The sequence below is a fragment of the Streptomyces sp. NPDC058308 genome (assembly GCF_042880275.1).
Lineage (GTDB): Bacteria > Actinomycetota > Actinomycetes > Streptomycetales > Streptomycetaceae > Streptomyces.
Genome location: NZ_JBHVZA010000016.1, coordinates 141,011 through 163,928 on the forward strand (window position 1 = coordinate 141,011; position 22,918 = coordinate 163,928).

A 22,918-nucleotide genomic window follows, 5' to 3' on the forward strand; every position below is an offset into this window, starting at 1 on the left:
CCTGGACGGGGACGGCGCCACCCTACTGACCCGCACCGGGCCCCATGTGCACGTTCCGCCGGGGTCGACTGCGCCCCCTCGGCAGAGACCTGTTGTCGTCCGCGGACAACGAACACCTCCGGCAGACGCCGCGACGTGCTCTGTGCACATGCCTGGTCCGCGCACACCGGCCGCGGGCTCGCACCGCACACTTTGTCTGGGAGAGCCATTCGGGAGGAAAAGCGTGCGCGGCCGCGACAGACACCGTCTACTGAAGGAGCGTCTCCACGAGTACGAGAAGACTCCGGAGATCGAGCGTCAGCAGAACGCCGCTCTGGACACCCACTACAGCGAGGCCCTTCGTGAGGCACTGGCGACCTGCTGCGACCCGCGTGCCGACATCTACGACATCGCGGAGTGCGCCTTCGCCCATCTCTTCGCCGGATGGCGGAACTGGGAGGAGGACCCGCGTCGCAATCTGCTCCAACTCGTGGACGAGTACTCCGCACAGACCCTGCGGAAGCTGCCCAAGAAGTTCGACCTCGAGGACTGGCTGACGCCGAAGTACCCCAGCATCTACAAGGACGTCGCCTCCCCGGAGCAGTACGCCACGCTCCAGGCGGTCATGGAGCTGGACGGCGAAGCCCGCCGCCTCTACGAAGCCCGCCGCGTCTACGGCTGGCCGGTGGCACGCACCGCCGAGACGCTCGCCATCCGCAGGAACACCATCGGGCCGACCACCACTCGAATTGAGCGCGAGCTCGGATCGAGACCCGGCAGGGATGTGCCGGGAGTCCGAGTGCTCTTCGAGACCTACCTCGCGGGGGGAGGTGACTGATGGGACATGACGAGATTCCGCGTGACCGTATTCAGCGGCGAGCCCAGCGGATCATACGGATCCAGCGTCAACGCGACGCGCAGTTCACTGTGACCATGACCTGGAGCTCGATCGCAACAGCCTCCGGCACGGCGCTAGTCGCACTGCTGCTCGTGACGGGCCTGGTATCCATGGAGGCTCTTGTCGTGGCTCCGGTTCTGCTGAACCTGGCGCAAGCAGCCCTCGCCGGCTGGTTGCACACCCGCAGCGTCGAGTGACGCACAACCTCTCATCCGTGGCCCACAAGCCTCTGAACGACCTGGAGTTCAATAGCAACGGGCCCCACACCGGCCGTCGTCGAAAACCACCGGTTGCAGGGCCCGTTCCGGCTATATCCAGCAGAGGACATGCCATGTTCCATCGAACCACACCGAAGGCCTCAGCGGGCAGGCGCAGCGAACGCCCGCGGTCCGGTCGAGCCCCGCACTGGACGCCCGACCCGGTCTCCCGTTCCGGTGCCACCTTCTATGCCTTCGCCGGCGCGGCCCTGTGGGAGGCCGCGGACATCACGATGCACTACGTCAAGACCGAGGCGGTGCCCGCGCTCTGCGACGTCGGCGTGGCGGTCACCGACTGGGTGACGCGGCTGATCGCCTGAGGTCGTTGTCCGCGGACAACGACGGCAGCGACGGGTCCGACAATCCCGCCGGGGCGGCGACTCGGGGGTCTGCGCGGGCTTCTCCCTCGCGTACACGGGTACTCGCGGGCCCATGACGGATCGCAGCGTGGAACATCTGGCCGCCGGGGTGCCCGGGGGCGCACTCGTACCGTTCCTGGTGGGCCTGGGCATCGCCGCCCTGCTGGTCTGGGCCGTGCGGCTCGGGATCCGGGTCCGCCGCAGGGAACACCGGACGCCGAAGCCCGAGGAGCAGCCGCGGCTGCCGCCCGAGGGCCCCGTCGGGGAGGTGATGGAGCACCGCGAGCCCGAGGAGATGCCCCGGGACGGCGGGCGGCTGACCCCGCACCGGATCAGGGGCGCGGGCAACGCGTCGTCCCGGCGGCGCGACGACCGGCGGCGGTGAGTGAGGACCGGGGCGCTCGCCGTTTGGGCGGACCGGCGCGGGGGACCCGCAGGGCATGACCGTTCACAAGAACACCGTGCTCGTACTGGACTGCTCGGAGCCGGAGCGGCTCGCCGAGTTCTACGCCGGAGTGCTGGGCGCCGACGTGCAGTTGAGCAAGGATCCGGACTACGTCGAGGTCACGAACGAGAGCGGCGTCTGCCTGGCCGTGCACCGCGAGCGTGACTACATACCGCCGAGCTGGCCCCGTCCGGAGGACTCACAGCAGGCACACCTGAGGATCATGGTGGCTCGTGACGACATGGACGAGGCGGAGCGCGAGGTGATCGGCCTCGGGGCGCGGCCCGTGGAGGCGAAGAACAACAGCGGGCCGCGGGACACCCGTACCTACTCCGACCCCGCGGGCCACTCCTTCACGCTGGCGGCCGTCCCCGAGTGACCTCACGGGTCGGTCCACCGGCACAGCAGCCGCACGAACCCGACCAGAGTGAGCGACCACAGACCCGCGAAGGCCCAGATGAGGCCGGGCTCGCAGGTGTGGATCCCGGTGACGAGGAGCGTGCCGCACACGGCCGAGAGGAGAGCCACGGTGCGGGGGCGCGGCGCACGCGTCAGCGCGGTCCGCACGCGATGGCGCAGGCGCAGGAGCCACCAGCGCGCCCGCAGGTGACGGTCGGTGCGCAGGGACGCCTCCAACGCGTCCAGGATGCGCTGCTCGTGCTCCGGAAGTCGCTCTGCCGACATCGCCGCCTCCCGTGCCCGAGGGAACCCGACCGTATCGGACAGGCCCCGGGCGCACGGGTGCCCCGAGCCGTCCGGATCTAACCGGGCGGCTCGGGGCACGAGTGCGTCAGACGGAGCGGTGGTACTGGTCCGGAACGTGCACGTCGCCGCCGAGCTCTCGTGCCGCGTGCCGTGCCCACGAGGGGTCGCGCAGGAGTTCCCGGCCAAGCAGGACGGCGTCCGCCTCGCCGTTGGCGAGGATCTTCTCGGCCTGCTCCACCTCGGTGATCAGGCCGACCGCGGCGACCGGCAGCTCCGTCTCGGCCTTCACGCGCGCCGCGAACGGGACCTGGTAGCCGGGTCCGACGGGGATCTTGACGCCCGCGGCGTTGCCGCCCGTGGAGACGTCGAGCAGATCGATGCCGTGCTCCTTGAGCTCGCCGGCGAAGCGGACGGTGTCGTCCGCCGTCCAGCCCGCCTCCTCCAGCCAGTCCGTGGCGGAGATGCGGAAGAACAGCGGCTTGTCCTCGGGCCACACGGCCCGCACCGCGTCGACCACTTCGAGGGCGAAGCGCGTGCGGTTCTCGTACGAGCCGCCGTACGCGTCGGTGCGCTTGTTGCTGTGCGGGGAGAGGAACTCGCCGATCAGGTAGCCGTGGGCGCCGTGGAGCTCGGCGATCTCGAAGCCGGCGTTCAGGGCGCGGCGCGCGGCCTCGGCGAACTGGCCCACGATCTCGCGGATCTGCTCGACGGTGAGCTCCGTCGGGACGGGGTGCCGCTCGTCGAAGGAGACCGGGCTCGGCGCGACGGGCTGCCAGCCGTGCTCGTCGGCGGTGACCGGGGCGCCACCCTTCCAGGGGCGGTCGGTGGACGCCTTGCGTCCGGCGTGGGCGAGCTGGATCGCCGGCACGGTGCCCTGGCTCTTCAGGAAGTCCGTGGTGCGGCGGAAGGCCCTGGCCTGCGTGTCGTTCCAGATGCCCAGGTCGTACGGGCTGATGCGGCCCTCAGGGCTGACGGCGGTGGCTTCGACGATGATCAGTCCCGTGCCGCCGGCGGCACGGGCCGCGTAGTGCGCGAAGTGCCAGTCCTGCGGGGCGCCCGCGTCGGCGCCGTCGGGCGCCGCGGAGTACTGGCACATCGGGGGCATCCAGACCCGGTTCGGGATCGTCAGCGATCGCAGGGTGTACGGCTCGAACAGCGCGCTCACGGCGGACTCCATTCGTTCACGGCGGGATGTGCGGAGGTGCGGATGTGCGGTTCTGCTGCTCGTACGATAAACCTCGTAGTACGGCGCATGTCAAACTACGATGGGTCTCGTACAATGAAACGCAGCGAATGCCCGGCCGGGGCGCCTGGGGTGCCCGGGACGTCAGGGGGGAGCCGTCAGGGCTGTCGGAGACCCCGGGGTGAACAGGACGAAGTGGAGCCGCCATGACGACCGCCGCAGCGACCGGCAGTACGAACAGCAGGACGCTCGCCCACCCCGCGCCAGGGGACGTCCGGCTCGAAGGGGTGCTGCATGCCTTCGCCGACCCCATGCGGATGCGGGTGGTGCGGGCCCTGGCCCGCGAGGAGGGGGAGGACGGGCTCTCCTGTTCGTACTTCGACCTGCCCGTCACGAAGTCGACGTGCACGCACCACTTCCGGGTGCTGCGCGAGAGCGGCGTCATCCGCCAGATCTACCGCGGCACGACGAAGCTGAACGTGCTGCGCCGCGACGATCTGGACGCCCTCTTCCCCGGCCTGCTCGACAGCGTCCTCGCGGCGGCCACCCGACAGGACGCCCGGCTCGCCGCCCAGGTGTGAGCTGCCCGTGACCACCTTCGGTGCGCCCTGGCCGGAGGTGCGCCTGGGCGGGGGTGCGCCGCCTGGCCGGAGATGTGCCGCCTAGCCGGAGATGTGACGCGCCGCTTCCCGCAGTCCCTCCCAGTCCGGGATCTTCACGACGCCCCGCCCGAGCGCGTGCCCGAGCTCGGCCTCCGCACGCTCGATCGCCAGCCAGCCGGGCCACTCGACCGGCCGGCCGCCCGCCGCGCGCAGTCCGGCCAGCGGGTCCGCCAGAACCTGCCGCCGTTCGAGCGCGGGGGCGTCGTCCAGCAAGGACATGACCGTCTCCTTGGAGCACGGACGGTTGGTGCCGATGACGCCGGTGGGGCCGCGCTTGATCCAGCCGGCCACGTACTCGCCGGGGGAGGGCGCGCCGTCGCGCAGCACCCGCCCCGCCGCGTGCGGCACCGTGCCCCGCTCCGCGTCGAACGGCAGCCCTTCGATGGGCACGCCGCGATAGCCGACCGAGCGCAGCACCAGCTGGGCCGGAATGTCCTCGTACTCTCCCGATCCCGTCACCCCGCCCCGGCCGTCCGGCAGCGTGCGCTCGAAGCGGGTCAGGGCGACGTGGCCCGTCGCCCCCGCCGTCAGCGAGACGGGCCGCAGGAAGAAGCGCAGCCTGAGCCGTCGGGGCAGGCCCTGCGGCGGGCGGTCGGCCCAGCCGCGCAGCACCTCCACGTTGCGGCGGCTCGCCGCGGGCAGACCCGACGGGTCGGCATACGCGGGGTCCAGGGCCAACTCCGCCGGATCGACCACGATGTCGGTGTCCGGCAGCGCGCCGAGCTCCCGCAGCTCCTTGGTGGTGAACCGCGCCTGCGAGGGGCCGCGCCGGCCCACCATGGACACCTCGCGCACCCGGCTGTCCGCGAGCACGCCGAGCGCCGCGTCCGGCATGTCGGTGGGGAGGAGTTCGGCGGCGCCGCGGGCCAGCATCCGGGCGACGTCCACCGCTACGTTGCCGACCCCGATGACGACGGCGGAGTCCACGTCCCTGATGAATCCGCCCTGCGTGCCCACCGCCGGCATGGCGTCCGGGTGCGCGCTGTACCAGGAGACGAACTCGGTCGCCGAGTAGCTGCCCGGCAGGTCCTCGCCGGGCACCCCGAGCCTGCGGTCCGCCGCCGCGCCGACGCAGTAGACCACCGCGTGGTAGAGGTCGAGGAGCCGGGCCGGGGGCAGGGCGCCGGGGCCGATCTCGACGGAGCCGAGGAAGCGTACGCGCTCGTGTTCGAGGACCGTGCGCAGGTTGTTCTGCAGGGACTTGATCTTCTCGTGGTCGGGCGCGACGCCGTAGCGCACCAGGCCGTACGGGCAGGGGAGGCGGTCGAGCACGTCGACCCGCACGTCCGGCACTCGGTCCTGCTGGACGAGGGACTGTGCGGCGTACACCCCGCTGGGGCCCGAACCGACGACGGCGACCTGCAGCACGGTGGTGCTCCTTCCGCGAGGCGACCCCGGGACGGTTTCAGGATCGCACCCGCGGGGCGCGCATGTCAGGGGTCGTGGGGCTCGGGGCGCCGGGAGCCTGCGCTGTCAGGGTGCCGCTGCCGCGGCTCCTGCGCATTCCTGTGCGTGCCGTTCCCGGCCGGATGTGACGGCGCGGATGGCGTGCGCCTGTGCGGGACAGATCATCTATTGACGTTCCGCGCCGCTCAGAGCGAGGGAGGGGACCCCGCCCCGCGTCAGTCCATCTCCCGCATCCGGCCGATCTCGCTCGACTGCTGCGCCACGATGTCGTTCGCCATCTCCTCGACCTGGATGTTGTTGCCCTCGGAGAGCACATCCGTGGCCATGGTGAGCGCTCCGGTGTGGTGAGTGATCATCAGCTTCAGGAAGAGCTCGTCGAACGCCTCGCCCTTGGCCGCGCGCAACTGCTTCAGCTGTGCCTCGCTCGCCATGCCCGGCATCGTCCCGTGCTGGTGCCCGGCGTGCTCGCGCGGGCCGCCGTGGTTCTTCAGCCAGCCCTTCATCGCGCCGATCTCGGGCTTCTGTGCCGCGGCGATGCGCGAAGCCAGCCTTTTCACGCGGCTCGACTCGGCCCGCGCGGGGGCGAGTTCGGTCATTTTCAGCGCCTGGCCGTGGTGCACGATCATCATCTGCGTGTAGGTGAAGTCGGCCGAGTTGGGGGAGTCGTCCTCGGCCCTCTGCCGTGCGGCGTCCTTCGCGGACATCGTCGCCGCGCTCTCACCCGGCTTGCCCGGAGCAATCACCGAGGGGCCGGGCGACGCCTCGTGCCCGGCAGCGGACTTGCCCCCGCCGCCCGCCTCGGAGTCGCACCCCCCGAGCACGAGGACAGCTGTCGTCATGATCGCGCTGACGGCGGACGTACGGCGGTTGAGCACAGCGACCTCCTGTGGCACACGGGCGAGTTGGGGTCCGTATTAGCACGCGGATGAGCATCGGCGACCGGAAAGTCGCGTGAAGAGACCGGCGCCCTCTGTTGATCTGAGCATGATGAGCACGATACTGCGGGTGTTCGTGAACCGTTCACATAAGAACGGCGACTAGGGAGGACGCAGTGACCCTGTTGAACAATCCCCGAACCAGGCGCAGACGCCTGGGAGTCGGCGCCGCGGCGGCCGGACTGCTGGCCGCGCTGCTCACCGCGGCCCCCGCGGGGGCCGTCCCCGACCCCGGCGACTCGCCCGCCGCCCCGAAGAGCGTCTCCAAGAGCGACGCCGCCCGGGCGGAGAAGGCCATCGAGCGCGGGGAGATACCCGCGCCCGACGAGGTCGTCCACTCGGACAACATCGAGCACCTCGCCAACATCCCCAAGGACGCGCTGCCCGGGTTCAACACCGACATCGCGTTCCAGGGGAAGTACGCCTTCGCCGGAAACTACGACGGCTTCCGCATCTACGACATCAGCGACCCGAAGGCCCCGAGGACCGTCTCGCAGGTCCTCTGCCCGGGCTCGCAGAACGATGTCTCCGTCTCCGGGAACCTGCTCTTCCTCTCCACCGACTCCTCCCGCAGCGACAACTCCTGCAACAGCACCACGCAGCCCGCCACGGAGAAGTCCTCCTGGGAGGGCATGAAGATCTTCGACATCAGCGACAAGTCGAACCCCAAGTACGTCTCCGCCGTCGAGACCGCCTGCGGCTCCCACACGCACTCGCTGGTGCCGGAGCGCAAGAACGTCTACGTGTACGTCTCCTCGTACTCCCCGAACGCGACGTTCCCCGACTGCCAGCCGCCGCACGACGGGATCACCGTCATCAAGGTGCCGCGCAAGGCGCCGGAGAAGGCCGCGGTCGTCAACTTCCCCGTGCTCTTCCCCGGTGAGGGCCCCGACGGCGGAGGCAACCCGGGCGGGCCGACCAACCCGGGTGTCTCCAAGACCACCGGCTGCCACGACATCACCGTGCTGCCCTCCAAGGACCTCGCGGCGGGCGCCTGCATGGGCGACGGCATCCTGATGTCCATCAAGGACCCGGAGAACCCGCGGGTCATCGACCAGGTCCAGGACAACACCAACTTCGCGTTCTGGCACTCGGCGACCTTCAATCAGAAGGCGGACAAGGTCGTCTTCACCGACGAGCTCGGCGGAGGGTCCGCCGCCACCTGCAACGAGGCCACCGGCCCCGAGCGCGGCGCCGACGGCATCTATGACATCAAGGGCAAGGGGGACAAGCGCAAGCTGGTCTTCAAGAGCTACTTCAAGATCCCGCGTCACCAGGCCGACACCGAGAACTGCGTGGCCCACAACGGCTCGCTGATCCCGGTCAAGGGCAAGGACCTCATGGTCCAGGCCTGGTACCAGGGCGGCGTCTCCGTCTGGGACTTCACCGACTCCAGCAAGCCCAAGGAGATCGGCTACTTCGAGCGGGGCCCGCGCTCCACCGACAAGATCAGCACCGCGGGCGCGTGGTCCGCGTACTACTACAACGGCCGGATCTACTCGAACGACATCGAGAAGGGCCTCGACGTCCTGAAGATCAACGACAAGCGGACCGACTCCGCCCAGCGGGTCCGCCTGCACGAGCTCAACGTCCAGACGCAGCCCGACTACTTCGACTAGGCCCTGTCGTCAAACTCGCGTCGTTCGCCCGGAGGGCGGCCTCGCGGCGTCTGGTGCGTGCGATCGCAAGGCGGAGGGTCATGCCGGTACTGGGCGTACCGGGATGAGCCCGACAACGCGGCGAGCGTGCGTGCCAGGCGTCGCGAGGCAGACGGGAGTTTGACGACAGGACCTAGCCCGGCTGACCGGACGGTATGGGCCGCATCGGCCCGTTCGGGGACGTTCCGTCGGGCGGTGCGCCGTCCGGCGGGACGCCGAGCTCCCAGTCCAGTCCGTACCGCTGGAACAGCTCCGCCCGCAGCGTCGAGAACGGCATCGGCGCCCCCGGGATGAGCAGCGCGAAGACCGCTCCCATCAGGAGCGCCCGCAGCAGCGGGTAGTCGCGGTCGGCGTCGGGCGATCCATAGCGCACGACGGTCTCGCGCAGCAGCTCGGCGAGACGCTGCTGCTCGGGGCACTGAACGAAGCCCTCCGCCTGCAGGATGCCCGCCATGTGCGTGCGCATGAGCAGCGGCTCGTCGCGGGCAAGGCCCAGGATCGCGTCGACGGCCCGCGCCATCCTCTCGCGCCCGTCATCGGTGCCCGGCTCCCGCTCCAGGGCCGCCTGCAGCGTGCGGTGCATGAGCCGGTGCACCGCGGACTGCAGGAGCTGGCGCTTGCCGGGGAAGTAGTACGACACCAGACCTCGGGCGGCACCGGCCCGGTCCGCGATGTGGCCGAGCGTCGTGGCCTCGTAGCCGTGCTCGCCGACCAGTTCCACCGTCGCCTGCAGCAGACGCTCCCGGGAACGTCTGCGCAATTCTTCATTGACCGACGGGCTACGCGGGGACATTCTGTAACTCCTGCGTTGACTGGCTCTGAGCCAGTATACTCAGTGTGTCCCGGAGAGGAGTCTCCAGCGAGACTCCACACGGGTCGCAGCAGCCTGGGGCAGGCAGCACCGCGGGGGAGTGTTGCCTGCCCACAGGCGCGAGCGCGCAAGCCGCAGGGCGGCCTTCTGGATCCCGTGTTCGTACGAGAGCACCGTCATGTTCGGGATCCTCCGCAGCCGTTCGAGGAGCGGTCATGTTCCGTTCGTGGTGCGCCCGCCGGGACCGCGCGCGTACGTGAGCACGGCCAGCGCCACCGTCAGGGCGCCCAGCAGCCAGCCGCCGAGCACGTCGGACGGCCAGTGCACCCCCAGCCAGATCCGCGTCAGGCCGACCCCGACGACCGAGACGACGGCGAGGACCAGGCAGGTGCGCCACAGGGTGGGGCCCGCGCCGTACCTGCGCAGCAGCCACAGCAGCAGACCGCAGACGATCGTCGCCGTCATCGCGTGCCCCGACGGGAACGCCGCGAAGTGCGCCGAGTCCACGGGATCCGGCCACACGGGGCGTGGCCGGTCGACCGCCGCCTTCAGCCCCTGCTGCACCGCCGAGCCCACCGCGCAGGCACCGGTGAGCCAGAGCGCGAGCCACCACGCCCCGCGTACCGCGAGCCAGATCACCGCCACCGCGCAGAGCGCACGCATCGCCCAGGGGTCCCACACCCAGTCGGAGAGGATCCGCCCGGCCCGGGTGGCGCCGGGGTTGTCCACCGCCCAGCGGTGCGTGGTGCGCGCGATGTCGCCGTCCAGCGAGAGCAGCGGATGCCACTCCAGCTCCACCAGGAGGAGCAACAGGAGCGAGGGCGCGGTGAGTACCGCGGCGGTGAGCGTGGCACGGGAGCGGGGCGGTCGGGTCGGGGAGTCGGTGGACGTGGGGTGCATGGAGTGATCCTTGCCGACGGAGCAGAGCTGCGGCCATCCTGGGGAGCCCGGGGCGTGGCGCGTACCCGGCGCTGTGGCGTGTACGCGCGGTCATGTCTGTCGGCGAAGGCGGCATTTGCGCGCACCAGACCCGGCCGACCTCCGCCGGACAGTGGGCGCCACCTGCCGCCCCGGAGATCCGTCAGAAGGGCCCTAGCCGAGCGCGCGCAACCCCGGCACGAAGGTGACCAGGACGGGGATCACCGGCACGAGCGCCGCCGTCGCCGTGAGGCGGAGCCTGCGTCCCGTGGTCAGGCGCGGGCGCGCCGCGAGCAGCCGGTGCACGCGCTGCGGGACGTGCGCCTGAGTGGCCGGGCAGGGGCCGAACACGCCCCGGTCCTCGTTGAGTTCGACCAGGGCGAGGGCGATCGTCAGACGGCCGAAGCGGCGCGAGGCCACATCGTCGGCGGCGAGCTCCACCAAGCGGTGCATCTCGTCGCGGAACGCCGCGAAGACCCGTACCTGCGGAAAGCCGATCGCCAGCGCACCCGAGCAGTGCAGGAGCCAGTCGTGCCTGGCCTGCGCGTGGCCCTGCTCGTGCGCGAGGACGGCGTCGAGCTGACGGCCCTTCAGGCGGCGCAACGCGGCCGTGGTGATCACCAGTTGGGGCGCCTGCCCCGGCAGCCACCAGGCGTCGGGGCGCTCGCCCTCCAGCAGGACGAGCGGGTTGCTGCCGGGCTCCTCGCCGGGCAACAGCGGGGAACGCACGAGCAGTTCGGCCCGCCGCTCGGCCCGCCGGGAGCGGGCCCGCGCGATCTCCCGGGTCAGCATGACCGCCGTCCACACTCCGCCGCAGGCCAGTGCCACCGCGGTGGCCGCGGCCCAAGGGCCGGGCGCCTGGAGGGCGTATGCCTCGACCACGGCGTGCGGCGCGGGCGCGAAGATGTGGCCGCGCACCGCCTGCCACGCGGCGGCGGCGCTCAGGGTCATCGAGAGCGCGCAGCAGAGCAGGACACCCGCCACCACGCACTGCCAAGCCCACAGCGCGACCACCGGTTCGCGCTCCGGCCAGTCGGCCCGCGCGAGCATCCGGGGGGCGACGACAGCGGTCAGGGCGCCCAGCAGCAACAGTGCGACGGGGACCATCATGCCGCTCAGCCTATGAGGGTTGGGCTACCGGAGGGTATGGGCTCTCACTCCAAGTGACGCACGCCACGGCCGACACGGGTGTATTTCCCGTACGGGTGACGACCCTGGCCGGGGCGCCGGGACGCCGTAGTGTGCTGACGGTGATCGAGACCATCGTGTTCGACGTGGGGGAGACCCTCACCAAAGACGACCGCTACTGGGCATCCTGGGCGGACTGGCTGCAGGTGCCGCGCCATACCCTCTCCGCGCTCGTCGGAGCCGTCGTCGCGCGGGGCGGGGACCACACCGACGCGCTCCGGCTCGTCAGCCCGGACATGGACATCGCCTCCGCGCACGGCGCGCGCGAGTCCGCGGGCCGGGGTGAACACCTGGGCGAGGCCGACCTCTACGCGGATGTGCGCCCCGCCCTCGGCGGTCTCCGAAAACTCGGCGTCCGCGTCATCGTCGCCGGCAACGGAACGCCACGGGCGGCCGAGCTCCTGCGCGCCCTCGACCTGCCCGCCGACCTCGTCGCCACCTCCGGCGACTGGGGCGTGGCCAAACCGGACCCCGCCTTCTTCGCCCGGGTGCTCGAAGTGGCGCAGGCCGGGCCCCGCGAGACGCTCTACGTCGGCGACCACCCCGCCCACGACATCTTCCCGGCCAAGCAGGCGGGACTGCGGACCGCGCACATCAGGCGCGGCCCGTGGGGGTACCACTGGGCTGACGACCCGGCCGTCGTCGACACGGCGGACTGGCGGACCGACAGTCTCACCGCGCTCGCCGCGCTGATCGCCCGCAGGGAGGCGGCGCCTACAGCGTGAGCAGCATCGCCACCATCCCGATCCCCATCGAAAGGCGGCACGCCAGCGCCACCTCGGAGCGGTCCGCCCAGCCGAGCACCGCGGGTCCGCCCGCCGTGGCGGAGACCGCCCGGGGGGCGAGCCGCGCGCCCGACCACAGGACGTACCCGGCGAAGTAGAGCAGCAGCGTGCCGGTCAGGAGCGGGACGCCGGCGCCCCCGTGGCCCGCGTGCGCTCCGGGCGCCGTGGCCATCGCCACCGACATGTAGGCCATGGCGAAGGCGCCGACCAGGTGGTGGAGGTGGTGGCGGTCGGTGCGGGCCGCCCACCCGGTGTGCAGCGCGGCCGTACCGAACACCGCGGCGTAGACGAGCCAGGCCCAGCGCGGCGGTGCGACGACGGCCGCGGGCAGCGCCATCACCGCCATCCCGAACCCCATGAGTGCCTCGCCGCCGGCCGTGCGGCGCTGTTCCTCGATCCGGCTGCGCATCCGCAGCAGACAGTAGGCCCCGGTCGCCGCGCACAGCGCGACGAGCAGCCAGGCGGCCTGTGCCGGTCCGTGCACCGCACCCTCCCCCTGTCGACGGTGTCGTCGGGTCGATGCCCGGGGCCGCGGTGCCGTACGCGAGCGCACGGGGGTGCATGGGGAGCACGGGGGAGCGGACGCGCGGCGGGGGGGGGGCTACGGGATGTCCGCGGGGCGCCGACTGCGGCTGCGCGCTCGTGCCCGCCCTGTCCGCGGCCCGCCTGCCCTTCTCTCCGTCTCTCTCCGTCGACTCAATCATTTTCGAGTAAAACACTTGCTAACCTTTTCGTATGAGCAGTACGCCCCCGTCCCCGCATCCCTCTCCCCGCCCCGCCCGCGTCCGCCCGCTCCGCCTCGCCGGCGTGCTGCGCCCGGGCAAGCCGTCCGACATCTGGTTCAAGCCCGCGAGCAGCGTGGTCGTGGCCACCGGGCTACCGAACCTGACGCTGCTCGCCCTCGGCCGCCTCGACCTCGTGATGTACACGATGGCCGGATCGTTCTGCGCCCTCTACGCCCACAACCTCCCCTACGCCGCCCGTGCGCGGACCCTGGCCCTGGTCGTCGCGGGAATGACCGCGAGCATCGCCGTCGCCCTGGTCACCGCGTCCCTGACGAGCTCCGCCGCGGTCCTCGTCGCGGTCGGCGCGCTGCTCGCCGCCGCGCAGAAGACGCTCTGCGACGCCACGCGCGTCGGACCGCCCGGACACCTGATCTTCACCTTCATCAGCTCCGCGACCCTCTTCGCGCCGCAGAGCCTTGGCCAGGTCCCCGGCCACCTCGCGCTCACCCTCCTGGGCGGCGCGGTCGCCTGGCTCGTCGGCATGGCGCCCGCCCTGGTACGCCCGCACGGACCCGAGCGCCGGGCCACCGCACGCGCCCTGCACGCCGCCGCCGCGTACGCGGACGCCGCACACACCGACGCCACCGGGGCGGGCGCCGAGCGGGCCCGCGCCGCCGCTGCGGGCGCCGTGCTCGCCGCCTGGCAGTCGCTCCTTGCCACCGGCGCCCGCACCGCCGCGGCCCGGCGCGCCCTGGCCCGCCTCGTCGTGCGCGCCGAGGAAGCCCTGGCCACGCCCGCCGAGGCGGACCCCGCCGCCCTGCGCTCCTGGGCGGCCGGACTGCGCGGCACGGGCGCCGTACCGCGCCCCGGCGGCCTGCGCCCCGGCGAGGCGGACGAACTGCTCGGCGTCGCGGCCGAACTCGCCGGGCCCAAGGTTGCGCTGTTGCGGCGGCTCGCGCCCGGCTCGCCGCTGCTGCCCATCGCGCTGCGCACCGCCGTCGGCTGCGCCCTCGCCGGGTACGGCTCGCTCGCGCTCGGCATCGGCCGCCCCTACTGGGCGCTGGTCACCGCCGCCTCGCTCTACCAGGCCAACGTCACGCTCACCTGGCACCGGGGCGTGCAGCGAGTGGTCGGCAACCTCGTCGGCGTGCTCGCCTTCGCGGCGATCGCGCCGTTCGCCCACCTCGGGCACGCCGAGCTCATCGTGAGCTGCCTGGCCCTCGCCTTCGGGGCGGAGGCGCTGATCACCCGCAACTACTGGCTCGGCACCGTGTGCGTGACGCCGATGGCGCTCCTCGTCACCGAGTTCGCCCGGTTCCAGCAGCCCGGAGAGCTCATCCTCGACCGTGTCGTGGACACCCTCGTCGGCGCCGTGCTCGGCGTGCTGGCGGCCGTCCTCGTCACCAACCGGCGCGCCGGCGACCACATCGAGCACGCCATCGCCGCCGCCGAACGGGCCACGGAGCAGGCCGAGGCCGGTCTCACGGGCGCGGGCCCGGCCGAACCGGCGCGCCGCCGGCTCACGGCCGCCCTCGTCGACCTGCGCGCCGCCGCCGACGCGGCCGCCGGTGAATGGTGGCAGCGCGCCCTGCCCGAACAGCGGGTGCTCGCCGCCGAGCGCGCCGGACACCGTACGCTCGCGGCGACGGTCCGCCGACCGAACGGTCAGGGCGGAGACGACGGTCAGGAGACGCGGACCCGCGCGAGGGCCGCCGACGCCTGGGAGGGCGCACGAGCATGACGACGGAGAACGGTCCGGTGGCCGGCCCCGGTGGGGACACCGTGGCCGCGGTGGTGCGGCAGTGGCAGGCGGTACGACCCGACATCGACACCGGGCCCATGGAGGTGATCGGCCGCATCAACCGCTGCGCGGCCCTCCTCCAGCAGGCCGAGGACGCCCCGCTGCGCCGGGCGGGCCTGACCCGCGCCGAGTTCGACCTGCTCGGCGCGTTGCGCCGCACCGGGCACGAACTGACACCGGGTGAGCTGGCCCGGGAGACCTTCTCGTCCGGTGCCGCCGTCACCAAGCGGCTCAAGCTCCTCCAGGAGCGGGCGCTGGTCGACCGGCGCGCGGACGCACGGGACCGCAGGGTCGCGCACGTCGGACTGACCGAGGCCGGCCGCGACCTCGTCGACGCGATCCTGCCGGAGCAACTCGCGTACGAGACGGTCGTGCTGTCCGTTCTCGACGGAGTGGGGCAGGGACGGCTCAGCGGACTCCTGGGGGAGCTGCTGGCGCAACTTGAGGGCCGTATCGGGGTGCGGCGGGGCTGAGGGCCTGCGTCGGGGCGCAGGCGGGGGCTCAAAGACAGGCTCTGAGCGCGGGCCTCGCCCTCACGCCGCCGCCACCCGCTCGTCGATCTGGTCCTGCGTCAGGTACGCGTCGGTCTTCTCGAAGTCCTTGAGCGTGGCCGGGCGCTGGGCCTGGAAGCCCGTGCGTACGTAGTCGTCGCCCGCGAGCGCGTTCAGGCCCCAGTTGGCGGCCGTGCGGAAGCGGGCGGTCACCGTGCGCAGGGCGCCCAGGTGGTAGCCGCGCGCCACGACCTGGGCGGGCAGCCCCGTCAGCTGCACACCCATCGGTTTCGACACCGCCTGGATGCCGCCCAGGTCCACGACCAGGCCCATGTCCTTGTGCCGGTAGTCGGCGAGCGGGAAGCCGCGCAGCGCCGCGAGCACGTTCTTCGCTGCGGCCCACCCCTGGCGCATGGCGTGCTGCGCGGTGGGCGGGCAGATCGCGTCGTCACCCTTGACCACGTCCGGCACGGCCGCCGCGTCGCCGAGCGCGAAGACGCCGTCGAGTCCGGGGACCGTCAGATCGGGCCGGACGACGAGCCGGCCCTTGTTCGTCTCGGCGCCCAGCGTCGCGATGAGCGGGCTCGGCGCGACGCCCGCGGTCCAGATCAGCGTGCGGCACGGCAGGACCCGGTCGTCCGTGAGCGTGACGGTGTCCTCGGTCACCTTGGCCACGGACACGCCGAGCGAGACGTTCACGCCACGGCGCTGCATGATCTCCATCGCCTTGTCGCCGAGCCGCTCGCCGAGCTCCGGCATCAGCTTGGGCGCGACGTCCACCACGTGCCACTTGATCTGGGACACGTCCAGGCCGGGGTAGCGCTTGACGGCGGCGCAGGTCAGGCGCTGCAGGTACGCGGCCGTCTCGACACCCGCGTAACCGCCGCCGACCACCACGAACTGCAGCCGCTGCTCCCGCTCCTCGCGGCTGGAGCTCGCCGCGGCCAGGTCGAGCTGGGAGATGACGTGGTCGCGGATCCAGGCGGCCTCGGCGAGCGTCTTGACGCCCACCGCGTACCGGTCGACGCCGGGGATGTCGAACTGCCGCGTCACACTGCCGGGCGTCAGGACCAGGTAGTCGTAGCGCTCCACGACCTCCTCGCCGTTGATCTTCCGTACGACCACGGCCTTGGCCTTGGGATCGATGCCGACGGCGCCGCCCGGGATGATCGACGTGCGGCGCAGCATCCGGCGCAGGGGCACCGCCACCGACTGCGGAGTGAGCACTCCGGAGGCGACGTGTGGCAGCAGAGGGAGATACAGCTGGTGGTCCTGTGGGCTGATCAGCCGCAGCTCCGCCTCGTGGGGTGAGAGCTTCTTCTCCAGTTTGTGAGCGCACTCCATGCCGGCGAAACCGCCGCCGACGATGAGGATCCGGGGAGCTGCCATGTGATGTCTCTCCTGAGCTGTGGGAGATCGACTTCAGGGCTGTCAGGTGGCCAGAGCCGTGGATGATCTTCTGCGGACCGTACCCGTGGCCTTGTACCCCTGCATCCTGAATGGATTGCGCGTGTGACGTGGTTCACAGCGGTGGGGCCTTTGTGGTGCTGCTCCGGCCGGCGCGCGAGTGGCCGGGTAAATGGCTGGCGCGGAGGCCGGGCGCGGCGGGATGCTGCGGGATGTCCGGGCGACGTGTGTGCTGGGCATCGCGTCCCGCCCGCGCAGAGGGGGGATTGGCGATGACCGTTGCCGAGTCCGGGGCTTCCGCGTCCCGGCCCGAAGTCCGTACGGCGGCCGGAACGCTGCGCGGCACCCGGGAGGCGGGCGTCGCCGTCTTCCGCGGGATCCCGTTCGCCGAGCCGCCCGTCGGCGCGCTGCGTTTCGCCGCACCGCGGCCGGTCCGGGCCTTGAGCGGGGTGCGGGAAGCCGTCTCGTACGGGCCACCGCCCCCTCAGGGCGGGCACTTCGGGATGGACGCGCTGGCGCAGGAGACGGCGGGCGACGACTGGCTGACGGTCAACGTCTGGTCGCCCGACCCCGGCCCCGACGCGGGTCTGCCGGTGATGGTGTGGATCCAGGGCGGCGCCTACACCATCGGCATGTCGGGCCTTCCCGAGTACGACGGCGGATGCCTGGCACGTGAGGGCGGCGTCGTCCTGGTGACGTTCAACTACCGCGTGGGGCTGGAAGGTTTCGGGCAGATCGAGGGGGCGCCCGCCAACCGCGGCCTGCTCGACCAGATCGCCGCCCTGGAGTGGGTGCGGGAGCACATCCGCGCCTTCGGCGGCGATCCGGACCGCGTCACGGTCTTCGGCCAGTCGGCGGGCGGCGGGTCGGTCGCCGCGCTCCTGGCGATGGACGGCGCGGCCGGGCTCTTCGGGCGGGCCGTCGCACAGAGCGCGCAGGGCACCTTCTTCTCGCCGGAGCTCGCCGCCGACATCGCCGCCTCGTGCGCCGCCGAGCTGGGGCTGCGGCCCACGGTGGCCGACCTGTCCGAGGTGTCCCCGCACCTGCTGGCCGCCGCGGGGGACGCGGTCGGCGCCAAGTGCGCAGGGCAGGCCGGGCGCTGGGGCGAGCCCGCGCTCCGGGCGGTCACCTTCTCACCGGTCGTCGACGGCGAGGCCTTGGCCGTCACCCCGTGGCAGGCCCTTGCCGGCGGCGCCCGCCGGCACATCGACCTCATGGTCGGCCACACCCGCCACGAACAGCGGCTGCTGACCGCGCTCGACGGACTGCTCGGCCAGGTGAGCGAGGAACAGGCCGCGACCGCCCTCGCCGCCTTCGCCCCGCACCCGGACGGCGCCCGCCGCTACCGCGCGGCCTTCCCTGCGGCGGGCCCGGACGAGCTGCACGAACTCGTCCTGTCCGACGCACTGTTCCGCATGCCGACCCTCCACCTCGCCGAGGCGCACATCGCCGCCGGTGGCCGCGCCCACGCCTACGAACTGACCTGGCCCGCCCCGGGCATGGACGGGGTGCTCGGCGCCTGCCACGGCCTCGACGTGCCCCTCGTCTTCGGCGCGCTGGACCGCGGCCAGCCCGCCGCGCTGATCGGCACGGGGCCCACCGCGGAGGCGGAAGCCCTGTCCGCCCGGATGCGCGCCGCATGGACCTCATTCGCCACCGGGGGCGAGCCCGGCTGGCCCGCGTACGACGCCGAGCGGCGTCTCGTGCAGCTCTTCGACGCCCGGCCCACCGTCACGCGCTACCCGGAGGAACGCTCTCGCCGGATCTGGCGGGACCACGTCTTCTCCGTGCTGCCGCTGCTGGAGCCGTAGCGCACAGGCTCTCAGATGCCCGGCCGGTAGCGGATGGGGTGATCGGGCGGGACCTCGACGAGCACGATCCTGACGCCGTCCGGATCCGCGATCCACATCTCGACGAGCCCCCACGGCTCCCGCTGCGGCGGGCGCAGCACCTCGACGCCGTTGCACAGCAGCTCGTCGTGGGCCGCCCGCACGTCCGCCACCTGCAGCCACAGCTGCAGTCCCGGTGCGGGCGGGGCCTCGGCGCGGCCGGAGAGCTCAAGGAAACCGCCGCCGAGGAAGTAGACGGTGCCGCGCTCGGGGCCCGTGCCGAACTCGCGGTAGACGGCGAGACCGAGCGCGTCGCCGTAGAAGGCGCGGGAACGCTCCGGGTCGGTGGGGTGCAGCAGGGTCCTGCCGCTCAGTACATGCACCATGCGGCCGCACCTTAGCCGCCGTGGCCGGGGGTTAGGCTCGGCGCAGCCACACATCGCGCCAAGCATCGGGAGAGTCAGGTCCATGGACACCGCCCCGCGCCCCTCAGCCGGCGAGCTCACCTACCGGGACGCCACCGCCGCCGACGTCGACGCACTGGTCACGCTCGTCGAGTCGGCGTACCGCGGGGACGCCAGCCGCGTCGGGTGGACCACCGAGGCGGATCTCCTCGAAGGGCAGCGCACCGATCCGCGGGGCGTCGCCGAGGTCATCGAGTCGCCCGCGAGCCGGCTGCTCATCGTCGAGCGGGGCAGTGAACTCGTCGCCTGCTGCCAGCTCGAACACCGCGGTGACCACGCCTACTTCGGCATGTTCGCGGTGAGCCCGGCCCTGCAGGGCGCGGGCCTCGGCAAGGTGATCATCGCCGAGGCCGAGCGGGCCGCGCGCGAGACGTGGGGCGTGCGCGAGATGCACATGACCGTGATCGACGCCCGCGAGGACCTCATCGCCTGGTACGAGCGCCGCGGCTACCGCCGTACGGGAAAGACGACGCCCTTCCCGTACGGCGACGAGCGCTTCGGCATCCCGCAACGCGACGACCTGCGGTTCGAGCTACTGATCAAACCGCTGGTCTGAGCGGAGGCTGGGTCCGGGCGGCGGGCGGGGTCACGCCGTGAAGCGGCCCGTCCGCTTGATCTCGGGGTAGTCGGTGGTCGCCCCGTCCAATTGCAGCGCCCGCACCAGGCGCAGATCGTCCTGCGTGTTCACGACCCAGCCGATGATCCGCAGGTCGGCCTTCCTGGCCCGCTCGACGATCTCAAGGGTCAGGCGCCGGATGTTGAGGACGAGGGTGGTCGCGCCGACGGCCGTCGCGCGCTCCACCACATCCGTGCCGTACCGGCTGGCGACGAGGGCGGTGCGCACGCCGGGGACGAGCCGCGCGATCTCGGCGACCGCCTCGTCGTGGAAGGAGATCACCTCCACCCGGGCGACCAGATCGCGGCGGCGCATGACGTCGGCGAGGGCGCGCGCGACCGCGACGTCCTTGATCTCGGCCTGCAGCGGCGCCTTCACCGCGTCCAGGACCTCTTCGAAAGTGGGGATGCGCTCCCCGCGGCCCGCGTCGAGCTCCCGAAGCTCGGCCAGGGTCTTCTCGGCGATCGGCCCCTTGCCGTCGGTCGTACGGGCCACGTCGGCGTCGTGCATGACGACCAGGGCGCCGTCCTTGCTCAGATGCAGGTCCAGCTCGATGAGATCGAGGCCCGCCGCCTGCGCGGCGATGAAGGAACGAAGGGTGTTCTCGGGCTCGACGCCCATGACCCCGCGATGACCGATGGTGAGGAAGTTCAAGGTCCACTCGCTTCCGTCGACGGAGGCTCGGCGACCGCGCGGCGAGGACGGAGGAAGCCGCGCGACAATGTCGCAGCCTAATGGCCCGACACGGTGAGCGAACCGTGCGGACGCGGGTCCGTGGAGCTGTCCGTTCTGGTTCCGGCGATGCCGAGGAGGAGCCCGGTGATCAGGGCGGCGACCAGGACGGCGCGGGTGCTCACGGGTGCGCTGCTCCGTACGGCGGGGGACGGCTGACCCCGCCGTCCTACCGCTCGGAGCGCCACCGGGGCCAGTCGCTTCACCCGGGGGTGGGCGCGTCCTCGCCGCGTTGACGGGGCCCGCGGGGAGCGGGGAGGGCGGACGCCGCCGCGCCCCCCGGAGACTTGGCTTCCTCCAGTGCGTCGAGGTCCACGAGCATCGCCTCGGCCAGCTCCACCTCGGCCTCCAGCCGCCGCTCGCTCCACCGCAGCGCCACCTCGGGGTGGGACCAGGCCTGCGCCCCGCCCGCCCGCGCGAGCGCGTCCCGCACCTCTTTCAGCTCGCCCTTCGTCCGTGCGATGTGCTCGGCGACCAGCGCGCGCAGCTGGTCCGGCGCCGTGAGGTGCCCGAGCCAGACCCGCAGCAGCAGCGGATGCTTGAGGACGGGCGGCCCGGCGTCCTGGCCGCCGCCCGCCCAGGCCGCGAGCGCGGCGCGGCCCTCCTCGGTGATGGCGTACGACCGTTTCGTACGCGGCTCCTCGGGCCCCGAGCGCCGCGAGGTGGCGTACCCGAGGGCCTCCAGACGGCGCAGTTCGGCGTAGATCTGGCTGATGGCGGGGGACCAGTAGAAGAAGCGGAGTGAGGCGTCGGCCCACTTCTTGAGTTCGTAGCCGGTCCGCTCCCCGGGGAAGGAGAGCAGACCGAGCACCGCCCAGGCGGTCGGCGGCATCGGGCCTTCCTGCTGCGGCGACGGGGTGCGCGATGTCGTGCGACGGGCTGCCATACGCCGCATTGAAGTGAACCGCACGCTCCGGGCGCAAGGCCCGGCAAGGCCCGGCAAGGCCCGGCAAGGCCCGGCAAGGTCCGGCAAGGTCCGGCAAGGCTCGCCGCGGGTCCTGCGGGCCGCGGCGCGCGGCGGGCCTCACCTCCCGAACCGTCCGCGGCTTGGTCCCGCCGCGGCGGCGCGGAGCTCAGCCGCGGTCGCCGCCCGGGCGGCGGTTCGCCACCAGTGTCAGGGTGCGGGCCCGCTGCGCGATCTCGTCCAGGGGCGCGGCCGGGCTGTAGACGGTCAGCGCGGCGCACCGCTTGTCCAGGAGCAGGGCGTCCGGCGCCTGGGCGGTCTCGCCGTCGTACGCGAGGCTCGCGACGTCCTCCAGACCGCTGAGCCTGAGCTCCTCGACGCGCTCGGCGCGGAAGACCCGCGAGCGCCGCAGCGCACCGCCCAGCGCGGAGAGGGCGACCCGGGTACGGGCCAGCGTCGCCTCCGCGTCGACCGTGCGGACGTCGAGGAGACCGTCGTCCAGGCGCGGCCGGTGCGCGGGGGCGAGCCCGTCCGGCAGGTACTGGCCGTTGCCCGCGAAGAGCAGCCACAGGACCCGGTCGTGACCGTCGAGCCGGATGCGCAGCGGCGCCGCCGTCCGCAGCACCTCGACGAACGACACGGCCGCCGCGGGCCACTTGCCGATGCGGCCCTCCAACTTCTCGCGCTTGCGCACCAGATCCGGATAGAGCCCGATGCTGAAGGTGTTGACGAAGCCGGCGACGTCCGCGCCGTCGCCGTCGCGCACCCGGGCCAGGTCGACGCGGACGGCCTCGCCGCGCTGCACGGCGTGCGCGGTGTCCTCGAAGGTGGACGTGCCGGCGTCCAGGGCGAAGTGGTTGAGGGTGCCGCCGGGGAACACCGCCAGCGGGATCCCGGCGGCCGCGGCGCGGCGGGCGACGGCGTTCACCGTGCCGTCGCCGCCGCAGACACCGAGCACCCCGCCCGGCCCTCCGGCCCGCTCCACCGCCTCGTCCAGCACCTCGTCGAGATCGTCGCCCGGCCCGCGCGCCAGGATCTCGGCCTTCGGCAGTAGCAGCTCCAGGTGCTCGCGCGCCGGGATGCGCCCCGGAACGCCCTTGCCCGCACCGGAGTTGAGGACCACGACCAGCCCCTCGCCGTCCGGCAGCGCGGGCGCCGCCACCCGGGTCCGCCGTTGCCGCGCGGGCGAGGGGCGCGGCGGCCACCAGTAGCAGGTGACCGCCGCGGCGGCCGCGCCGAGCGCGCAGCCCGCGAGCACATCGCCGGGGTAGTGGACCCCCACGTACACCCGGGAGAAGGCGACGGCGGCGGCGACCGGCGCGAGCAGAGCGCCGTACCGGGGCGCCTCAAGGGCCACCCCCACGGCGAACGCCGTCGCGGACGCCGCGTGCCCGGACGGGAACGACGAGGTCCACGGCGCCTTGCCCAGATGCCGGACCGCGGGGACCGCGGTCATGACGGGCCGACGGCGGCGGACGGCGTACTTGGCCACGGCGTTCGTGGTCAGCGAGGCCAGCGCGAGGGCGCCCGCCCCGCGCCGCGCGGCGCGCCGGGCAGCGGGGCCGCCGACGGCCGCGAGCACGGCCGCCGAACCGAACCAGAGACGCCCGTGGTTGGCGGCGGCGCTGAGGGGCGGCAGCAGCTCTCCGCCCGGCAGCCGCGCCGACGCCACCCGTTCGAACCACCGCCGGTCGATGCTGCCGATGCGTCCTGTCATGGCCTCACTTGATCAGGGCGGCACGGCGGCGGCCCGCGATGG

The 22,918-nt window shown here is 72.7% G+C and carries 26 protein-coding genes; 12 read left to right on the forward strand and 14 right to left on the reverse strand.

The features are described from left to right. Positions 1–223: 223 nt before the first annotated feature. The 5 genes from ACFVYL_RS22535 (at position 224) to ACFVYL_RS22555 (ending at position 2,317) form a co-directional block, all read left to right on the forward strand. The gene (locus ACFVYL_RS22535; RefSeq protein ID WP_389718900.1) at positions 224–817 is read left to right on the forward strand and encodes a hypothetical protein; all 594 of its coding nucleotides are present in this window, start codon (positions 224–226) and stop codon (positions 815–817) included. Next, positions 817–1,074 carry a hypothetical protein gene (locus ACFVYL_RS22540; RefSeq protein WP_389718902.1) on the forward strand — a complete coding sequence of 86 codons (258 nt, stop codon included), beginning with the start codon at positions 817–819 and terminating at the stop codon, positions 1,072–1,074. The genes ACFVYL_RS22535 and ACFVYL_RS22540 overlap by 1 nt, the downstream gene beginning before the upstream one ends. A gap of 134 nt (positions 1,075–1,208) precedes the next feature. Beyond that, positions 1,209–1,454 (forward strand): hypothetical protein, encoded by a 246-nt coding sequence (locus ACFVYL_RS22545; RefSeq protein ID WP_389718903.1) that lies wholly within the window; start codon positions 1,209–1,211, stop codon positions 1,452–1,454. Between the two features lie 112 nt (positions 1,455–1,566). Next, positions 1,567–1,878, forward strand: a complete 312-nt coding sequence (locus ACFVYL_RS22550) for a DUF6479 family protein (protein ID WP_389718905.1) — start codon at positions 1,567–1,569, stop codon at positions 1,876–1,878. Positions 1,879–1,933: 55 nt separating this feature from the next. Then, on the forward strand, positions 1,934–2,317 hold the full coding sequence (locus ACFVYL_RS22555) for a VOC family protein (protein ID WP_389718907.1): 384 nt from the start codon (positions 1,934–1,936) through the stop codon (positions 2,315–2,317). A gap of 2 nt (positions 2,318–2,319) precedes the next feature. Here the strand turns inward: ACFVYL_RS22555 and ACFVYL_RS22560 are convergent, their stop codons facing one another. Both ACFVYL_RS22560 and ACFVYL_RS22565 read right to left on the reverse strand, forming a co-directional pair. Further along, positions 2,320–2,622, reverse strand: a complete 303-nt coding sequence (locus ACFVYL_RS22560; RefSeq protein ID WP_389718909.1) for a DUF3040 domain-containing protein — start codon at positions 2,620–2,622, stop codon at positions 2,320–2,322. Between the two features lie 106 nt (positions 2,623–2,728). Then, positions 2,729–3,808 carry an NADH:flavin oxidoreductase/NADH oxidase gene (locus ACFVYL_RS22565; RefSeq protein WP_389718910.1) on the reverse strand — a complete coding sequence of 360 codons (1,080 nt, stop codon included), beginning with the start codon at positions 3,806–3,808 and terminating at the stop codon, positions 2,729–2,731. A gap of 224 nt (positions 3,809–4,032) precedes the next feature. Here ACFVYL_RS22565 and ACFVYL_RS22570 point away from each other — a divergent pair, with 224 nt between their 5' ends. Then, positions 4,033–4,407 (forward strand): ArsR/SmtB family transcription factor, encoded by a 375-nt coding sequence (locus ACFVYL_RS22570; protein WP_389718912.1) that lies wholly within the window; start codon positions 4,033–4,035, stop codon positions 4,405–4,407. 81 nt (positions 4,408–4,488) lie between these two features. Here ACFVYL_RS22570 and ACFVYL_RS22575 read toward each other — a convergent pair whose 3' ends face one another. Together ACFVYL_RS22575 and ACFVYL_RS22580 are read right to left on the reverse strand one after the other, a co-directional pair. Then, a complete protein-coding gene (locus ACFVYL_RS22575) occupies positions 4,489–5,856 on the reverse strand; it encodes an FAD-dependent oxidoreductase (RefSeq protein ID WP_389718914.1) in 1,368 nt (455 codons plus the stop codon). 254 nt (positions 5,857–6,110) lie between these two features. Continuing rightward, complete coding sequence (locus tag ACFVYL_RS22580; protein WP_389719014.1) at positions 6,111–6,734, reverse strand: DUF305 domain-containing protein; 624 nt, start codon at positions 6,732–6,734, stop codon at positions 6,111–6,113. A 212-nt stretch (positions 6,735–6,946) separates the two neighbouring features. Between ACFVYL_RS22580 and ACFVYL_RS22585 the strand changes: the two genes are divergently transcribed. After that, positions 6,947–8,449 (forward strand): LVIVD repeat-containing protein, encoded by a 1,503-nt coding sequence (locus ACFVYL_RS22585; RefSeq protein ID WP_389718916.1) that lies wholly within the window; start codon positions 6,947–6,949, stop codon positions 8,447–8,449. A 172-nt stretch (positions 8,450–8,621) separates the two neighbouring features. Here the strand turns inward: ACFVYL_RS22585 and ACFVYL_RS22590 are convergent, their stop codons facing one another. The 3 genes from ACFVYL_RS22590 to ACFVYL_RS22600 all read right to left on the reverse strand — a co-directional run bounded on the left by ACFVYL_RS22590 (position 8,622) and on the right by ACFVYL_RS22600 (position 11,327). After that, on the reverse strand, positions 8,622–9,281 hold the full coding sequence (locus tag ACFVYL_RS22590) for a TetR/AcrR family transcriptional regulator (RefSeq protein WP_389718918.1): 660 nt from the start codon (positions 9,279–9,281) through the stop codon (positions 8,622–8,624). A 231-nt stretch (positions 9,282–9,512) separates the two neighbouring features. Further along, entirely contained in the window at positions 9,513–10,199 is a 687-nt protein-coding gene (locus ACFVYL_RS22595) for a phosphatase PAP2 family protein (protein WP_389718919.1), read from the reverse strand. 192 nt (positions 10,200–10,391) lie between these two features. Then, a complete protein-coding gene (locus tag ACFVYL_RS22600; RefSeq protein ID WP_389718921.1) occupies positions 10,392–11,327 on the reverse strand; it encodes a M56 family metallopeptidase in 936 nt (311 codons plus the stop codon). Positions 11,328–11,467: 140 nt separating this feature from the next. On the opposite strand from ACFVYL_RS22600, the gene ACFVYL_RS22605 reads away from it, so the two are divergent. Further along, on the forward strand, positions 11,468–12,130 hold the full coding sequence (locus tag ACFVYL_RS22605; protein WP_389719015.1) for an HAD family hydrolase: 663 nt from the start codon (positions 11,468–11,470) through the stop codon (positions 12,128–12,130). Here ACFVYL_RS22605 and ACFVYL_RS22610 read toward each other — a convergent pair. Continuing rightward, complete coding sequence (locus ACFVYL_RS22610; protein ID WP_389718923.1) at positions 12,120–12,674, reverse strand: DUF5134 domain-containing protein; 555 nt, start codon at positions 12,672–12,674, stop codon at positions 12,120–12,122. The two genes, ACFVYL_RS22605 and ACFVYL_RS22610, sit on opposite strands and share 11 nt — an antisense overlap. A 251-nt stretch (positions 12,675–12,925) precedes the next feature. On the opposite strand from ACFVYL_RS22610, the gene ACFVYL_RS22615 reads away from it, so the two are divergent. Continuing rightward, positions 12,926–14,656, forward strand: a complete 1,731-nt coding sequence (locus ACFVYL_RS22615; RefSeq protein ID WP_389718925.1) for an FUSC family protein — start codon at positions 12,926–12,928, stop codon at positions 14,654–14,656. After that, the gene (locus ACFVYL_RS22620; protein ID WP_389718926.1) at positions 14,653–15,189 is read left to right on the forward strand and encodes a MarR family winged helix-turn-helix transcriptional regulator; all 537 of its coding nucleotides are present in this window, start codon (positions 14,653–14,655) and stop codon (positions 15,187–15,189) included. The genes ACFVYL_RS22615 and ACFVYL_RS22620 overlap by 4 nt, the downstream gene beginning before the upstream one ends. Before the next feature lie 60 nt (positions 15,190–15,249). Here ACFVYL_RS22620 and ACFVYL_RS22625 read toward each other — a convergent pair whose 3' ends face one another. After that, positions 15,250–16,596, reverse strand: coding sequence for an NAD(P)/FAD-dependent oxidoreductase (locus tag ACFVYL_RS22625; protein WP_389718927.1), 1,347 nt, complete (start codon positions 16,594–16,596; stop codon positions 15,250–15,252). Positions 16,597–16,886: 290 nt separating this feature from the next. On the opposite strand from ACFVYL_RS22625, the gene ACFVYL_RS22630 reads away from it, so the two are divergent. Beyond that, positions 16,887–18,425 carry a carboxylesterase/lipase family protein gene (locus ACFVYL_RS22630; protein WP_389718929.1) on the forward strand — a complete coding sequence of 513 codons (1,539 nt, stop codon included), beginning with the start codon at positions 16,887–16,889 and terminating at the stop codon, positions 18,423–18,425. 11 nt (positions 18,426–18,436) lie between these two features. Here ACFVYL_RS22630 and ACFVYL_RS22635 read toward each other — a convergent pair whose 3' ends face one another. Then, positions 18,437–18,829, reverse strand: coding sequence for a VOC family protein (locus tag ACFVYL_RS22635; protein ID WP_389718931.1), 393 nt, complete (start codon positions 18,827–18,829; stop codon positions 18,437–18,439). An 82-nt stretch (positions 18,830–18,911) separates the two neighbouring features. Here ACFVYL_RS22635 and ACFVYL_RS22640 point away from each other — a divergent pair, with 82 nt between their 5' ends. Further along, on the forward strand, positions 18,912–19,463 hold the full coding sequence (locus ACFVYL_RS22640) for a GNAT family N-acetyltransferase (RefSeq protein ID WP_389718932.1): 552 nt from the start codon (positions 18,912–18,914) through the stop codon (positions 19,461–19,463). Positions 19,464–19,493: 30 nt separating this feature from the next. On the opposite strand, the gene ACFVYL_RS22645 is transcribed toward ACFVYL_RS22640, so the two are convergent. The 4 genes from ACFVYL_RS22645 to ACFVYL_RS22660 form a co-directional block, all read right to left on the reverse strand. Next, positions 19,494–20,177, reverse strand: coding sequence for a glycerophosphodiester phosphodiesterase (locus ACFVYL_RS22645; RefSeq protein WP_389718934.1), 684 nt, complete (start codon positions 20,175–20,177; stop codon positions 19,494–19,496). Positions 20,178–20,254: 77 nt separating this feature from the next. After that, positions 20,255–20,380 (reverse strand): hypothetical protein, encoded by a 126-nt coding sequence (locus ACFVYL_RS22650; protein WP_389718935.1) that lies wholly within the window; start codon positions 20,378–20,380, stop codon positions 20,255–20,257. Between the two features lie 77 nt (positions 20,381–20,457). Further along, positions 20,458–21,141, reverse strand: coding sequence for a helix-turn-helix transcriptional regulator (locus ACFVYL_RS22655; protein ID WP_389718936.1), 684 nt, complete (start codon positions 21,139–21,141; stop codon positions 20,458–20,460). A gap of 187 nt (positions 21,142–21,328) precedes the next feature. Beyond that, entirely contained in the window at positions 21,329–22,876 is a 1,548-nt protein-coding gene (locus ACFVYL_RS22660) for a bifunctional phosphatase PAP2/diacylglycerol kinase family protein (RefSeq protein WP_389718937.1), read from the reverse strand. Positions 22,877–22,918 lie beyond the last annotated feature (42 nt).

Coding starts and splice junctions, on each gene's coding strand:
- ACFVYL_RS22550 (WP_389718905.1), top strand. CDS start 1,567: ATGACGGATCGCAGCGTGGAACATCTGGCCGCCGGGGTGCCCGGGGGC.
- ACFVYL_RS22600 (WP_389718921.1), bottom strand. CDS start 11,327: ATGATGGTCCCCGTCGCACTGTTGCTGCTGGGCGCCCTGACCGCTGTC.
- ACFVYL_RS22620 (WP_389718926.1), top strand. CDS start 14,653: ATGACGACGGAGAACGGTCCGGTGGCCGGCCCCGGTGGGGACACCGTG.
- ACFVYL_RS22555 (WP_389718907.1), top strand. CDS start 1,934: ATGACCGTTCACAAGAACACCGTGCTCGTACTGGACTGCTCGGAGCCG.
- ACFVYL_RS22590 (WP_389718918.1), bottom strand. CDS start 9,281: ATGTCCCCGCGTAGCCCGTCGGTCAATGAAGAATTGCGCAGACGTTCC.
- ACFVYL_RS22570 (WP_389718912.1), top strand. CDS start 4,033: ATGACGACCGCCGCAGCGACCGGCAGTACGAACAGCAGGACGCTCGCC.
- ACFVYL_RS22625 (WP_389718927.1), bottom strand. CDS start 16,596: ATGGCAGCTCCCCGGATCCTCATCGTCGGCGGCGGTTTCGCCGGCATG.
- ACFVYL_RS22655 (WP_389718936.1), bottom strand. CDS start 21,141: ATGGCAGCCCGTCGCACGACATCGCGCACCCCGTCGCCGCAGCAGGAA.
- ACFVYL_RS22640 (WP_389718932.1), top strand. CDS start 18,912: ATGGACACCGCCCCGCGCCCCTCAGCCGGCGAGCTCACCTACCGGGAC.
- ACFVYL_RS22615 (WP_389718925.1), top strand. CDS start 12,926: ATGAGCAGTACGCCCCCGTCCCCGCATCCCTCTCCCCGCCCCGCCCGC.
- ACFVYL_RS22545 (WP_389718903.1), top strand. CDS start 1,209: ATGTTCCATCGAACCACACCGAAGGCCTCAGCGGGCAGGCGCAGCGAA.
- ACFVYL_RS22635 (WP_389718931.1), bottom strand. CDS start 18,829: ATGGTGCATGTACTGAGCGGCAGGACCCTGCTGCACCCCACCGACCCG.
- ACFVYL_RS22630 (WP_389718929.1), top strand. CDS start 16,887: ATGACCGTTGCCGAGTCCGGGGCTTCCGCGTCCCGGCCCGAAGTCCGT.
- ACFVYL_RS22660 (WP_389718937.1), bottom strand. CDS start 22,876: ATGACAGGACGCATCGGCAGCATCGACCGGCGGTGGTTCGAACGGGTG.
- ACFVYL_RS22560 (WP_389718909.1), bottom strand. CDS start 2,622: ATGTCGGCAGAGCGACTTCCGGAGCACGAGCAGCGCATCCTGGACGCG.
- ACFVYL_RS22540 (WP_389718902.1), top strand. CDS start 817: ATGGGACATGACGAGATTCCGCGTGACCGTATTCAGCGGCGAGCCCAG.
- ACFVYL_RS22580 (WP_389719014.1), bottom strand. CDS start 6,734: ATGACGACAGCTGTCCTCGTGCTCGGGGGGTGCGACTCCGAGGCGGGC.
- ACFVYL_RS22595 (WP_389718919.1), bottom strand. CDS start 10,199: ATGCACCCCACGTCCACCGACTCCCCGACCCGACCGCCCCGCTCCCGT.